Annotated in this window: 15 protein-coding genes; 3 read left to right on the top strand and 12 right to left on the bottom strand. The window is 70.1% G+C overall.

Going from position 1 to position 12393, the window contains the following annotated elements; translation table 11 throughout:
• Positions 1–41 precede the first annotated feature (41 nt).
• The 9 genes from ACFXGJ_RS18000 to ACFXGJ_RS17960 are packed head-to-tail and all read right to left on the bottom strand — an operon-like array spanning position 42 to position 8797.
• The gene (locus ACFXGJ_RS18000) at positions 42–803 is read right to left on the bottom strand and encodes an SDR family NAD(P)-dependent oxidoreductase (protein WP_378622656.1); all 762 of its coding nucleotides are present in this window, start codon (positions 801–803) and stop codon (positions 42–44) included.
• A gap of 25 nt (positions 804–828) precedes the next feature.
• Positions 829–1608 carry an SDR family oxidoreductase gene (locus tag ACFXGJ_RS17995; RefSeq protein ID WP_378622663.1) on the bottom strand — a complete coding sequence of 260 codons (780 nt, stop codon included), beginning with the start codon at positions 1606–1608 and terminating at the stop codon, positions 829–831.
• A 5-nt stretch (positions 1609–1613) separates the two neighbouring features.
• Positions 1614–2426, bottom strand: a complete 813-nt coding sequence (locus ACFXGJ_RS17990) for a MaoC/PaaZ C-terminal domain-containing protein (RefSeq protein WP_378622653.1) — start codon at positions 2424–2426, stop codon at positions 1614–1616.
• Positions 2427–2452: 26 nt separating this feature from the next.
• Positions 2453–3631, bottom strand: a complete 1179-nt coding sequence (locus ACFXGJ_RS17985; RefSeq protein WP_378622650.1) for a lipid-transfer protein — start codon at positions 3629–3631, stop codon at positions 2453–2455.
• Positions 3631–4077: a MaoC family dehydratase gene (locus ACFXGJ_RS17980; RefSeq protein WP_378622646.1), complete on the bottom strand. Its 447-nt coding sequence runs from the start codon at positions 4075–4077 to the stop codon at positions 3631–3633. Before ACFXGJ_RS17980 ends, ACFXGJ_RS17985 begins: the two co-directional genes overlap by 1 nt.
• Positions 4074–5186 (bottom strand): acyl-CoA dehydrogenase family protein, encoded by a 1113-nt coding sequence (locus tag ACFXGJ_RS17975; protein ID WP_378622644.1) that lies wholly within the window; start codon positions 5184–5186, stop codon positions 4074–4076. The genes ACFXGJ_RS17980 and ACFXGJ_RS17975 overlap by 4 nt, the downstream gene beginning before the upstream one ends.
• Positions 5187–6125, bottom strand: a complete 939-nt coding sequence (locus ACFXGJ_RS17970) for a bifunctional MaoC family dehydratase N-terminal/OB-fold nucleic acid binding domain-containing protein (protein ID WP_378622641.1) — start codon at positions 6123–6125, stop codon at positions 5187–5189.
• A complete protein-coding gene (locus tag ACFXGJ_RS17965) occupies positions 6122–7288 on the bottom strand; it encodes an acyl-CoA dehydrogenase family protein (RefSeq protein WP_378622639.1) in 1167 nt (388 codons plus the stop codon). Before ACFXGJ_RS17965 ends, ACFXGJ_RS17970 begins: the two co-directional genes overlap by 4 nt.
• Before the next feature lie 42 nt (positions 7289–7330).
• Positions 7331–8797 (bottom strand): MFS transporter, encoded by a 1467-nt coding sequence (locus tag ACFXGJ_RS17960; RefSeq protein WP_378622636.1) that lies wholly within the window; start codon positions 8795–8797, stop codon positions 7331–7333.
• 177 nt (positions 8798–8974) lie between these two features.
• Here ACFXGJ_RS17960 and ACFXGJ_RS17955 point away from each other — a divergent pair, with 177 nt between their 5' ends.
• Positions 8975–9412 (top strand): nuclear transport factor 2 family protein, encoded by a 438-nt coding sequence (locus ACFXGJ_RS17955; RefSeq protein ID WP_378622633.1) that lies wholly within the window; start codon positions 8975–8977, stop codon positions 9410–9412.
• A 25-nt stretch (positions 9413–9437) separates the two neighbouring features.
• Here the strand turns inward: ACFXGJ_RS17955 and ACFXGJ_RS17950 are convergent, their stop codons facing one another.
• On the bottom strand, positions 9438–9761 hold the full coding sequence (locus ACFXGJ_RS17950; RefSeq protein WP_378622631.1) for an AzlD domain-containing protein: 324 nt from the start codon (positions 9759–9761) through the stop codon (positions 9438–9440).
• Positions 9758–10468, bottom strand: a complete 711-nt coding sequence (locus tag ACFXGJ_RS17945) for an AzlC family ABC transporter permease (protein WP_378622629.1) — start codon at positions 10466–10468, stop codon at positions 9758–9760. Before ACFXGJ_RS17945 ends, ACFXGJ_RS17950 begins: the two co-directional genes overlap by 4 nt.
• A 68-nt stretch (positions 10469–10536) precedes the next feature.
• Here ACFXGJ_RS17945 and ACFXGJ_RS17940 point away from each other — a divergent pair, with 68 nt between their 5' ends.
• Entirely contained in the window at positions 10537–11097 is a 561-nt protein-coding gene (locus ACFXGJ_RS17940) for a helix-turn-helix domain-containing protein (protein ID WP_378622626.1), read from the top strand.
• Between the two features lie 13 nt (positions 11098–11110).
• Here ACFXGJ_RS17940 and ACFXGJ_RS17935 read toward each other — a convergent pair whose 3' ends face one another.
• A complete protein-coding gene (locus ACFXGJ_RS17935) occupies positions 11111–11656 on the bottom strand; it encodes a winged helix-turn-helix transcriptional regulator (RefSeq protein WP_378622624.1) in 546 nt (181 codons plus the stop codon).
• A 56-nt stretch (positions 11657–11712) separates the two neighbouring features.
• Here ACFXGJ_RS17935 and ACFXGJ_RS17930 point away from each other — a divergent pair.
• Positions 11713–12393 (top strand): MFS transporter (locus ACFXGJ_RS17930; RefSeq protein WP_378622621.1); only part of this gene is annotated, 681 nt, incomplete at its 3' end.

Genomic DNA, 12393 nt, shown 5'->3' with positions numbered 1-12393 from the left:
GACCACACGAGTCCGGGCCGGCGCACGCGCGTCAGGACGGTCTATCCCCAGCGGGACTGTCCGCCGTCGAGCGGAACGGTCGCGCCGGTGAGGTACCGCGAGTCCTCGCTCGCGAGGAACACCACCGCGCGGCCGATGTCGGCCTCCGGGTCACCGACCCGGCCCAGCGGAATGCCGGCGACGAACTCGGCGGCCTCCTCCGGATTCTTGTCGATCCACCACTGCAGTGCGGGCGTCATCGCATGCGGGGCAACATTGTTCACCCGAATGCCGTCCCGACCCCACTCGCTCGCCGCGGCGCGGGTGAGCACCCGCATGCCCTCCTTGACGGAGCCGTAGACGCCGTAGTTGCTGGCGTCCCACCGCACCGCGGCCGAGGTCACCAGGTTGACGATCGAGCCACCGCCGCGCGCCACCATGTGGGGATGACAGGCCCGCATCATCCGAAGTGTCGCAAGCGGTCCCGAGGCAAACGCGCGCTCGAAGTCCGCGTCGACGACGTCGAGGAGGGGACCCGGCTTGGAGTCGTTGGCGTTGTTCACCAGGATGTCCACGCCACCGAGCTCGCTGACCGTCCGCTCGACCGCCGCGTCGACGTCGTCGGCGGAGGAGACGTCGCAGCGGACCGCGATCGCGCGGCCACCGAACTCCTCGATCTCCGAGACCGTCTTGTGCAGCTTGGACTCGGTGCGACCGGCGACCGCGATCGCGACGCCCTCCTTGGCCAGCGCCAGCGAGATGCCGCGGCCGATGCCCTGCCCCGCTCCGGTGACGAGGGCAACCCTGCCATCAAGAATTCCCATGCTCATGCTCCGATCAGGAAGTGATTCAGCCGATTTCCGGGTGCGTGGCCAGGTAGCGCGCCGGGTACTCGCCGCCTCCGTGGACTGCGATGTCCGCACCGTTGACGTACGTGGAGAGCGAACCGGCCAAGAACAGGCATGCGCCCGCAATGTCCGAGGGCACCGCCATCCGCCCAATGGGCAGCGTCTTGGTGACTGCGGCGCCGCCGTCCGCGCCGTACACCGCTGCCGCGGCCTCGGTACGGATCAGGCCGGTGGTGATGTGGTTGACACGCACCTTCGGTGCCCATTCGAGAGCCAGCGCCTTGGTCAGCACCAGCAGTCCGCCCTTCGCCGCGGAGTACGCCGCGGTGCCCGGCTGCGGGTCCTGCCCGGAGACCGACCCTATGTTGACGATCGAGCCGCCGTTCTCTCGCTGCATCAGCCGGTTCGCGGCCTGCGCAACGTAGAAGGGGGCCAACAGGTTCAGCGCGACGACCTTCTCGACGAACCGCGGTGAGACCTCTGCCGCGTCGGCGTCGGGCGATCCGCCCGCGTTGTTGATCAGCACGTCGAGCCCGCCCATCGCGGCATGTGCGCTCTCGACCATGGCGCGCACCCCGTCGGCGTCACGGACGTCCACGGGCAGGAACGCCGCCCGGCGACCATCGGCCTCGGGCACCGTCTCGGGTTCGCTTCGCGCGCAGACCGTCACCTGAGCGCCCGCGGCGAGGAACGTCTTCGCGGTGACGCGACCGATCCCCTTCGTGCCCCCGGTGATCAGGACCGACTTGCCTGCGAAGTCGGCGGGGTTGGCGACAGCCATCGCGGTCAGCCCGCGAATCGGGCGCACGCGCCCGCGATCGCCACGGTGTCCGCGCCGACCTCGAACTCGACCGCGTCGCCGTCACGCCAGCCGCGCACAGACAGGACCTGGCCGGGGAACACCGGCGCGGAGAACCGTCCCGACAGCTCCACCAGGTCGGCGGGGTGCACGCCGAGCGCGCGTGCCAGCGGCAGCGTGCTCGCGGCGAGGGTGCACAGGCCCTGCAGGATCGGCCGCGGCTGGCCGATGCGCTCGGCGGCGGCCGGGTCGATGTGGATGTGGTGGAGATCGCCGGTCAACCGGTACAGCGCGGCCTGGGTCTCGAAGGTCGCCAGCTCCGCCGACAGGTTCGGCTCACCCTCCGGAGCGGGGGGCTTGGACGGGCCCCGCTCGCCGCCGAATCCGCCGTAGCCGGGCGCGAACAGCGACCAGGTCGCCACGAAGTACTCGCATTCGACCTTGACCTCGAACACAGCTGCGGCGCCCTTGTCCCAGACCTCGCCCACGGAGGCGGTCAGGCTCAGCTCGCCGCTGCGCGGCAGGGGCTTGAGCACCTTCAGTTCCTGCGACCCGTGCAGCGCGGTCTTGGTGTCGAAGGCGCCCCGCGAGCCCAGCTCGTCGGGGGCCCACTGCGCCAGGGTCAGCGCGAAGGTCGGCAGCACGCGCAGCCGGTCCTCGAACACCAGGTCCAGCTCGGTGGCCTCGGCCCCGACCGCGAGCGCGTACACGATCGCGTCGCGTTCGGTGTAGGTCACCGTGCGGGTGCCGAGGTCCACGCCGCGCCAGGCGCCGGCCGGCTTCTGCTCCACTGCCGTCATTCTTCGGTCCTTCCAGATGTTTCGGGTCAGGCGGCGCCGAGGATCAGACCGCTCGTGGGAACCGCGGTTCCCGCCGTGACGATCACGTTCTCGACACCCTCGGGCTGGTTGGTGGACGTGCCCCGCAACAACCGGACCGCCTCGGCAATGCCGTTGACGCCGTGCAGGTACGCCTCACCCACCTGGCCGCCGTGCGTGTTGCTCGGCAACCGTCCACCGACCTCCAGATTGCCCTCGCGGATGAAGTCCTTGGCCTCGCCGGGAGGGCAGAAGCCGAGTTCCTCGAGCTGCGGGAGCACCAGAGGAGTGAAGTGGTCGTAGAGGATTGCCGCGTTGATGTCGTCCGCCGTCAGGCCGCTCTGCCCGTAGAGCTGGCGGCCGACCAGGCCCATCTCCGGGATGCCGGTGATGTCGGGACGGTAGTAGCTCGTCATCATGTGCTGGTCCTTGCCGCTGCCCTGCGCGGCGCCCTTGACGATCGCGGGCTTGTGGCGCAGGTCCTTGGCGCGCTCGGCCGAGACGACGACGAGGGCCTGACCACCGTCGGTCTCCTGGCAGCAGTCGAGCAGGTGCAGCGGCTCGGCGATCCACCGGGAGTTCTGGTGGTCCTCGAGCGTGATGGGTTTGCCGTAGAACCACGCGGCGGGGTTGTTCGCGGCATGCTTGCGTGCCACGACAGCGACCCGGCCGTAATCCTCACTCGTCGCACCGTACTGGTGCATGTACCGCCGGGCGAACATCGCGACCCACTGGGCGGGAGTCGCCAAACCCTGCGGGGTAAGCCACGCGTACGCGGCGCGGTCGGCACTGCTGTCCATCGGGCGGTCGTGCTGGCCGAGTCCGAAGCGGACACCGGAACGCTCGTTGAACGCGCGGTAGCAGACCACCACGTCGGCGACGCCGGTCGCGACGGCCATCGCAGCCTGCTGCACGGTGGCGCACGCCGCGCCGCCGCCGTAGCCGATCCGGGAGAAGAACTTCAGCTCCCCCAGGCCGCAGTTGCGGGCGACGAGGATCTCGCCGTTGGTCTCCATCGTGTACGTGGCCAGGCCGTCGACCTCGGACGGGTCGATGCCGGCGTCGGCGAGAGCCGCGGTGACGGCCTCGCACGCGAGCTGCAGCTCGGAGCGACCGGACTTCTTCGAGAACTCGGTGGCGCCGATGCCGACGATCGCGGCGGCACCCGAGAGCGGGCTGACGGCCATCAGACGCCCTTCCCTTCGCTCGCCGGGTAGGCGACCGTGACGGTGCCGGAGAGGTGGTTGCCGAGGCTGTTCGCACCCTGGATCTTCACCTCGACGAGCCCGTTGTCCATGGACACGACCTCACCGGTCATCGTCATGGTGTCGCCCGGGTAGTTCGGGGCACCGAGGCGGATCTTCACCCGGCGCACCGTCGCGAACGGACCTGCCCAGTCCGTCACGAACCGCCCCGCCAGACCGTTGCTGGTGAGGATGTTCATGAACACGTCCTTCGAGCCGCGCTCTCGCGCCAGCTCCGGATCGTGGTGCACGTCCTGGAAGTCCCGCGTGGCGATGGCGGTGGCCACGATGAGCGTGCGGGTCAGTGGAATCGCCACCTCGGGCAGCACCTCGCCGACCGCGATGTCGTCGTAGCCGCGCCCGGCGAGCGCGGGTGCGGTGGCGGTCACGCGACCACCTCGACACCGGCCGCGAGCTGCGCGCCCAGGCGGGCGAGGTCGGACGCGGAACCACCGAGGGTGGCGCCGATCTGCTTGCCCCACAGCAGGTGCCGGTGCACCGGGTAGTCGGTGTCGACACCCATGCCGCCGTGGACGTGCGTGGTGCGGTGCACCACGCGCTGGCCGCCGTCCGTGGCCCACCACTTCGCGACGAGCACCGACGTGCCGGGTTCCTCGCCCTGTGCGAGCAGCCACGCGGCCTGCCACAGCGTCACGCGCATGGCCTCGAGGTCGATGTAGCAGTCCGCCAGCTGGTGGTTCACGGCCTGGAACGTCGCGAGCGGACGCCCGAACTGCGTGCGGCCGTTGAGGTACGTCACGGCCTGCCGCACCGCGCCGGAGCCGACACCGAGCGCGATCGCGGCCAGTGCGAGCTCGACACGGTCGAGCAGCCACCGAGCGGCGCTGCCGTCGGTGGGGCCGAGCAGCTCCGCGGGAGCCGACTCGAACGTGACGTTGCCGCAGATCTCCCAGTTGGTGGACTGCGTCTGCTCCACCGAGACGCCCGCGGCGGCCAGGTCCACGACGAACAGCCCGGCACCGGTCGGCGTGGTCGCCGACACGATCGCGCGGTCCGCGACGTGGGTGATCGGGACGACGGCCTTCGCTCCGGTCAGGGTCCACCGGCCGCCTGCCTCGGTCGCGGTGGTGTTCGGGTCGCCCGCGACATACGGACCGAACTCCTCGAGACCGATCGTGAGGAAGCTGCTGCCCTCGGCGACACCCGGGACCAGCGCGCCGCGCTGCTCGTCGGTGCCGAACTCGGCGACCGCGAGGGCCGCGAGGACCGACTGCCAGATCGGCACCGGCGCGACGTGCCGGCCCTGCTGCTCGAGCAGCACGTACAGCTCGGACAGGCCGAGTCCGCCGCCGCCGAGATCCTCGGGCAGGGCGACGCCGAGCAGGCCCGTACCGGCCAGTTCCCGCCAGAGCTCTCGGTCGATCCGCTCGTCGCTCAGCTCGACCTGCTTGACGCGATCGATGCCGGCCTTGCTGGTGAACACCTCGTCGGCGAGGTTGCGAATCGCCTCTTGCTCTTCGCTGAAGTTGAAGTCCATCTACGAGTCCTCCCGTGCGGCCGGACGGAACGCGGGTAGCGTCAGATCCGGGTCGGCGTCGATCCAGTCCAGTTCCACCGGCATGTCGATCTCGACGTCGTCCGGTGCGACGCCGGTCATGTTCGCGACCAGGCGGGTGCCCTCCTCGAGTTCGATGGTCGCCACGACGAGCGGGTACTCGAATCCGGGGATCTGCGGGTGGTGGTTGACGACAAAGCTGTAGACGACGCCGCGGCCCGAGGCGTCGACGGTGTCCCAGTCGAGCGAACGGCACTGCCCGCACATCGGCCCGGTGGGGTGCCGCAGCGTGCCGCAGGCGGTGCAGCGCTGGATCACCAGGCGGTGCTCCTTGGCGGCCTCGAACCAGAAGGCGTTGTCGGCGTTGAGCGCCGGGCGCGGCCGCAGGCCCCTGGGCTTCTCGGCCGCCTTCGGCCGGAAGCGCAGCGTGCGCCACCGCTGGGTCGCGACGACCTCGTCGTCGCCGTTGCGGTACGTCTTGAGCGTCGTGACGAAGTGCCCGACCCCCAGTCCGGTGGCCTTCTCCGGGGAGATCGACTCGATCACCTCGGTGAGCGAAACCCGGTCGCCGGGGCGCAGTTCCACGAAGAACTCGAAGTCCGAGTCGGTCGCGACGACGGACGTGAACCCCTCGCCGTCGAGCGTGGCGATCAGGTCCGTCCACACCTGCGACGGGTCGTTGTTCGCCATCTTGTCGGTGAACGTGCGCATCGTCCAGACCTGCGCCATGAGCGCGGGCGCGACCGCACCGTCCCGGCCGGTGGCCCGGGCGGCCTCGTCGTCGAGGTAGACGGGGCTGGTGTCGCCCATCGTCTCGACCCAGTGCCGGATCATCGGGGTGTTGACCTCGTCCGGACCCCAGGTGGTGGGTGTGAGGGTCTGTCCCTCGAATGCCCTGAGCGTGGTGAGGAATTCGCTCACTTGACCCTCTTATCGCGCACGAGACCCAGGCCCATCGTGCCGACCATGTCGCGCAGCACCTCGTTGACGCCGCCGCCGAACGTGTTGACCATGCCCTGACGGGAGATCTGCTCGATCTGACCGGCCAGCAGAGCGCCCGGCGACTCGGGCCGGATGCGGCCCGCGGCGCCGAGGATGCCGAGCAGGGTGCGGTACACGTCGATGTGGGTCTCGGTGCCGTACGCCTTGGTGGCGCCGGCGTCCGCGCCGGACAGGGTGTCCGCGGCGACTGCGGCCGTCATCTTCCAGTTCAGCAGGCGCATCGCCTCGAGCTTCGCGTGCGTGCGAGCGAATTCCTGCTGCACCCAAGGAATCTCGATTGCGCCGTTCTCCTTGGCCCAGTCGAGGACCTGGTGCCACAAGCCGTAGGTGCGGCCGCCGATCGCGGCCAGGCCGATGCGCTCGTGGTTGAGCTGCGCGGCGATCAGCTGCCAGCCGCCGTTGACGTCACCGATGACGTCCTTCTGCGGGACACGGATGCCGCTGTAGTACGTCGAGGTCACCATGAGTCCGCCGACGGTGTTGATCGGCGACCACGAGAAACCGGGGTCGTCGGTGGGGACGACCAGGATCGAAATGCCCTTGTGCTTCGGGGCATCCGGATCGGTGCGGCACGCGAGCCACACGAAGTCGGCGGTGTTGGCGCCGGAGGTGAAGATCTTGTTGCCGTCGACCACCCACTCCTCGCCGTCCAGGACGGCGCGCGTCTTGAGCGACGCGAGATCGGTGCCGGCCTCGGGCTCGGTGTAGCCGATGGCGAAGACGATGTCGCCTGCGAGGATGCCCGGCAGGAAGCGTTCCTTCTGCTCCTCGGTGCCGTACTTCATCAGCGTCGGGCCGACGGTGTTGACGGTGACGAACGGGAACGGCAGGCCGGCCCGCTGGACCTCGTCGAAGAACACGAACTGTTCCTCGATGGAGCGACCCTGTCCGCCGTACTCCGTGGGCCAGCCGATGCCGAGCCAGCCGTCCTGCCCGAGCAGCTTGACGACCTCGCGGAAGTGCTCGCCGCCCACCCCCTGCTCGCCGGCTGCGCGACGCCTCTCCGCAGGCAACAACGCCGCGAAGTACGCGCGCAGTTCCCGGCGCAGCTCGAGCTGCGCGGCCGACTCCCTCAACTCCATCGTTAGCTCTCCTCAATCCCGCTGTCCCGCGAAATTCGGACGCTACGGGGTGATCCGGATTCGGTCCCGATCAGTCTCACTCAGCGGTAGAGCGGCTGTCCCGACATCGGCGTGAGTGCCGTGTTCCGGGGCGCCCTCGCGCGGAACGAACACACCGACGCCGAGGGCCAGCAGCGCCGCGCCCGCCGCTATCGCGAAGACCGCGGCGTACGCGTCCGCGGTGGGGAACTCGACCCCGGCGACGTACATCACCGACGCGGTCGTGACGGCGGCGACGACCGCGCTGCACACCGATGTGCCGATCGAACGGGCGAGGGTGTTGAGGCTGTTCGCGGCCGCGGTCTCGGTCACCGGCACGGCCTGCATGATCATCGCCGGGATCGATCCGTATGCGAATGCGGCACCGATCGAGGTGACCGCGGTCGCGACGATGACGACGACGAGCTGGTGCGGCGCCACGACGCGAACGAGGTTGGCGACCATCAGAATCGCGGTTCCGACCAGGAAGCCGAACCGTGGCCCGCGGCACCGGGACAGGAGAGCGGTCACCGGCGAGAAGGCGATCATCATCAGCCCGCCGGGCAGGAGGGCGAGCCCGCTGAGGGTCAGGGACATCCCGTAGCCGTAGCCCGTATCCCGCGGCGCCTGGAAGATCTGGGCACTGACCATGAACGAGGTGAACATCGCGAATCCGACGAGCACGGACGCGATGTTCGTCAACAGCACCTGACGGCGAGCGGAGACCCGCAGGTCAACCAGGGGCTGGCGGGCGGAGTCCGCATCGCCGGCCCTGCCGATCCGCAACTCGTACGCTCCCCAGGCGAGGAACAGCAGCGCGGAGGCGCCGAACAGGCCGAGCACCGGCCCACTCCCCCAGCCCCACGCATTGCCCTGGGTGACGGCGAGCAGCAGGCAGACCAGCGCGACCGACAGTCCGACTGCGCCGCCGAAGTCGAACCGGCCACCGGATCGGACCGGCGATTCGGGGACGAGGCGCCACACCGCGACCAGCTCGACCAGACCCAGCACGGCGGCCCCGCCGAAGAGCCAGTGCCAGCTGAAGTGTTCGGCGATGACGCCGGTCATGGGCAGGCCGATGGCGCCACCCGCCCCGAGCGTCGAGCTCATCAGCGCGATGCCCGAACCCACCCGTTCGGGGGGCAACTCGTCGCGCATGATGCTGATGCCGAGCGGGACCACCCCCATCGCGGCGCCCTGCAGCGCGCGGGCCACGAGCACGACGCCGAACACGTCGGAGACCGCACCGAGCAGGCTGCCCGCGACCATCAACGCCAACGCGACGAGCAGCAGACGGCGTTTGCCGAACATGTCGCCGAGTCGCCCGAGCACCGGCGCACAGACGGCGCCGGCGATGAGGTTCGCGGTGACGAGCCACGCGGCACCGGAATGGCTGGTGTTCAGCAGACGCGGGAACTCGGGCAGGAGTGGCACCACGATCGTCTGCATCAGCGACACGACGATCCCGCCGAGGGCCAACGTGACGACCACGACTCGGGCCGATGAGGGTGCCCGACCGGATCGCACTGGTGTGGGCACTGCTCTTCCCCGTTTCACTTGTAGGCCGCGTGTCCGCATCGTCTCACGCACCGCACGAGACAGCGGTAGGCGTTCCCGCTCAGCGGATGGGTGCCGCCACCGCCGACCTCCGCACCGCATACTCGACCCATGAGCGATCTCCCATCCGATCTGCCCGGGCGCTACGCGGTCGCCGTGGACACCCGTGACGCAGCCGCGCTCGCCGCCTTGTTCACTCCCGACGCCGAGTTCGTGCAACCACCGGCGGTCACCCGCGGGGAGGCCGTGGTGACCGTCGGCGCGGACTCCATCGCCGCTGCGATCCTCGGCGGCACCGCCCATCTGCACTCGACGCATCACGCCGTGCACCAGCAGGTCCTCGACGCCGACGGGGATACCGCGACCGGCCAGGTGTACTGCCTCGCCCACCACCTGTACCGGAACCGTCGCGGCGACCTGCGCGACAACGCGATCGCGATCCGCTATCAGGACAGCTACCGCGCCACGGACGGACGCTGGGCGATCGCGCGGCGCGAACTGGTCGTCGACTTCGCCGAGGACCGCGAGGTGACGATCCCGGGCGCCTGAGGATTCCGCGGAGCACGTCAGGCGGTCACGGCACCCCGAGCCATCGCAGACCCGCCGCCGTCCCGGCGGCGGCGACTACGGAGACGACGAAAGGCGCCCTGCGCCAAGCGAGTACGCCGCCGACCAGCACACCCGACGGTCGCGCGATGCCCGCCACACCGCCTGCCTCGGTCAGCGCACCGGTCGCGGCGACCGCGACGAGCAGCACGACCGCACCGGTGGAGAGCATCGCCCCGAGCCGGTCGGGGACAACCCCGCGCGAGCGCAGCGCCGGTCCCGCCGACCGGAACGCGAGGGTGCCGGCGCCGAGTACCAGCACCGCCACCACCAGCATCGGACCTCCGTTCATGCCGTAGCCGCCTCGCCCGACTTCTCGGCGGCAGGCGAGCGTGGCTTCATCCAGATCAGCGCCACGAGAGCGGCCGGCGCCAGCAGGACGGGAATCCCGGCCGGCAGGAACGGGGTCGCGGCCACCGCGATGACGGCCCCGAGTACTGCGACCGTCGCGGTAGTGCGGTCTCGCAAGGCCGGAAAGACCAGTGCGAGAAGGACAGTCGGGAACATCGCGTCAAGGCCGAACGCGTTGACGTCGTCGATGAAGCTGCCGGCGGTCGCGCCGATCAGGGCGCCGAGCGGCCAGCAGAGCCCGATTCCGATCGCGCACAGCCAATAGGCGGCTCGCCGGCGGACGGGATCGGACTGCGCCAAAGCGAACACCGTGCTCTCGTCGTTGAGTAGGTGACTGCCGACGAGCCGACGCCACCCGCGGCCGGTCACGTCACCGACGGCCAGGCCGAACGGCAGGTGCCGTGCGTTGACCAGCAGACCGCCGGCCAGCGCGGCAAGCAGGCCACCGCCTGCGGCGACAATGCCCACGAACAGGAATTCCGAGGCCCCGGCGAGCACGACCACCGACATGAGCACCGGCACCCACGGCGCGAACCCCAGGCCGACCGCGAGCGCTCCGTACGACACTCCGACGAGGCCGTCGGCGAGGCAGACCAGGGCGATGTCGCGCCGCAGCGCGGTGTCGAGTGTTCGCCATGTCGAACGCATGGACTTTATAATGAACACCGGTCGAAGTGTTCGTCAAGTCGAACATCGGGATCGATATAGTGAACACCATGGCATCGGACGGGAAAGCACCCCTGGACGTCATCGCGTCCTCACTACGCCGCGAACGCGAACGCGCGGGCCTCTCACTCACCGAGGTCGCGCGCCGCGCCGGGGTCGCCAAGTCCACCCTGTCCCAGCTCGAATCGGGCACCGGCAACCCGAGCGTCGAGACGCTGTGGGCGCTCAGCGTCGCGCTGGACATCCAGTTCGCCCAGCTCATCGACCCCCCGAAGCCGCGCGTCCAGGTGATCCGCGCCGACGAGGGTCCGGTGGTGCGCTCCGAACGGACCGACTACCAGGCCACCCTGGTGTCCTCGTGCCCGCCGAACGCGCGGCGCGACGTCTACCGGCTCGCCGTGGAGCCGGGCCCCGCACGCGAGTCCGATCCGCACCTACCCGGGGTCGTCGAGCACGTCGTGATCAGCGCGGGCCGCGCGCTGGTCGGCGTCATCGAGGACCCCGTCGAACTCGGCCCCGGCGACTACATCGCGTATCCGGGCGACGTCGCGCACGTGTTCCAGGCACTCGAACCCGGAACCAGGGCGGTCCTGATCTCCGAGCACCCCTAGCGGGCTCCAGGCGTTACCGCTGCCGGGCCCGCCTGCCTCCGGTGCCGCGGGTCGATTCGAGCGACCGCCTGGCCTGTTCTTCCGTGACGTTGGGGCTCACCCGCAACTGCGACAGCGGCACCTCGCGGCCGGACTCGCTGCGGACCTCGACCCGCACCGGGTCTCCGGTCGTGTCGTCGCTCAGCCCGAGCGGACCACCGCGCCCACCCTGCAGGTACTTGTCACCCCACTGCATCAGGGCCAGAACCGCGGGCAGCAGGTCGCGCCCCTTCTCCGTGAGCACGTACTCGTAGCGGGTCCGCTGACCCGGCTCCTTGTACGGCGTCCGCTCGAACAGACCCTCTGCGGTCAGTTCCCGCAACCGGGACGCCGCCACCGCCTCGGTAATCCCGACGCGACGCGCGAAATCATCGAATCTTGTTGTGCCGTAGTAGGCCTCGCGCAGAATCAGCATGGCCGAGCGGGTGCCGACCACCTCCATCGCCCTGCCGATCGAACAGTGCGTGGCCAGCCACGCCTCGCGATCGGCGAGGAATCCGTCCAGTCGTGCCGCTTCCATGCGACCAGCGTACCCCTGGCTTGCCAAAACCAGAGTCAGTGTCTAGCTTGCTGACTATGGCAATCAATAGTCAGGTGTCCGAGCGTCGCACACCGGAGAACCCTCGGGTCGGGCCGCTGCTCGCGGTCCTGTCCGGAGCGTCCTTCCTCGCGAGCCTCGACCTCTTCGTCGTCAACGTCGCCTTCGCCGACATGGCCGCGAGCTACCCGGGGCACACCCTCGGCCAGCTCAGCTGGGTGCTCAACGGCTACGCGATCGTGTACGCCGCACTGCTCGTCCCGCTGGGTCGCCTGTCCGACCGCATCGGGCGCAAACGCGGATTCGTCGCGGGGCTCGCCCTGTTCACCGCCGCAAGCGCCGCGTGTGCCGTCAGTCCCACGCTGTGGCTGCTCGTCGTCTTCCGCCTGCTGCAGGCCGTCGGCGCCGCAGCCCTCACCCCGGCCAGTCTCGGGCTCGTGATCAGTGCCGTCCCGGAGGCCGCCCGCGCCGGCGCCGTGCGCATCTGGGCCGCGACCGGGGCGGCGGCCGCTGCGCTCGGTCCGGTGATCGGCGGACTTCTGGTCGAGGCGTCCTGGCGGTGGGTGTTCCTGATCAACATCCCGATCGGCCTCGCCTTCCTGGCCGCGGCGCGGCGGGTCGTCCCCGACGTACCAACCGGCCGCCTCCGCCCCCGCCGAGTCCTGCTCGGCGCGGGGCGGCGTTGGATAGGGGTAGGCGCGCTGGCCGGCCGGGAGGTG

Source organism: Rhodococcus sp. NPDC059234 (assembly GCF_042754225.1).
Classification (GTDB): domain Bacteria; phylum Actinomycetota; class Actinomycetes; order Mycobacteriales; family Mycobacteriaceae; genus Rhodococcus_G.
Note: the sequence above shows the minus strand (reverse complement) of the source record. Positions and strands in the feature narration are given on the sequence as shown.

Excerpts from the sequence above, each read along its gene's own strand:
- ACFXGJ_RS18000 (WP_378622656.1), bottom strand. The coding sequence starts at position 803 with ATGGGAATTCTTGATGGCAGGGTTGCCCTCGTCACCGGAGCGGGGCAG.
- ACFXGJ_RS17995 (WP_378622663.1), bottom strand. The coding sequence starts at position 1,608 with ATGGCTGTCGCCAACCCCGCCGACTTCGCAGGCAAGTCGGTCCTGATC.
- ACFXGJ_RS17990 (WP_378622653.1), bottom strand. The coding sequence starts at position 2,426 with ATGACGGCAGTGGAGCAGAAGCCGGCCGGCGCCTGGCGCGGCGTGGAC.
- ACFXGJ_RS17985 (WP_378622650.1), bottom strand. The coding sequence starts at position 3,631 with ATGGCCGTCAGCCCGCTCTCGGGTGCCGCCGCGATCGTCGGCATCGGC.
- ACFXGJ_RS17975 (WP_378622644.1), bottom strand. The coding sequence starts at position 5,186 with ATGGACTTCAACTTCAGCGAAGAGCAAGAGGCGATTCGCAACCTCGCC.
- ACFXGJ_RS17965 (WP_378622639.1), bottom strand. The coding sequence starts at position 7,288 with ATGGAGTTGAGGGAGTCGGCCGCGCAGCTCGAGCTGCGCCGGGAACTG.
- ACFXGJ_RS17955 (WP_378622633.1), top strand. The coding sequence starts at position 8,975 with ATGAGCGATCTCCCATCCGATCTGCCCGGGCGCTACGCGGTCGCCGTG.
- ACFXGJ_RS17950 (WP_378622631.1), bottom strand. The coding sequence starts at position 9,761 with ATGAACGGAGGTCCGATGCTGGTGGTGGCGGTGCTGGTACTCGGCGCC.
- ACFXGJ_RS17945 (WP_378622629.1), bottom strand. The coding sequence starts at position 10,468 with ATGCGTTCGACATGGCGAACACTCGACACCGCGCTGCGGCGCGACATC.
- ACFXGJ_RS17940 (WP_378622626.1), top strand. The coding sequence starts at position 10,537 with ATGGCATCGGACGGGAAAGCACCCCTGGACGTCATCGCGTCCTCACTA.
- ACFXGJ_RS17935 (WP_378622624.1), bottom strand. The coding sequence starts at position 11,656 with ATGGAAGCGGCACGACTGGACGGATTCCTCGCCGATCGCGAGGCGTGG.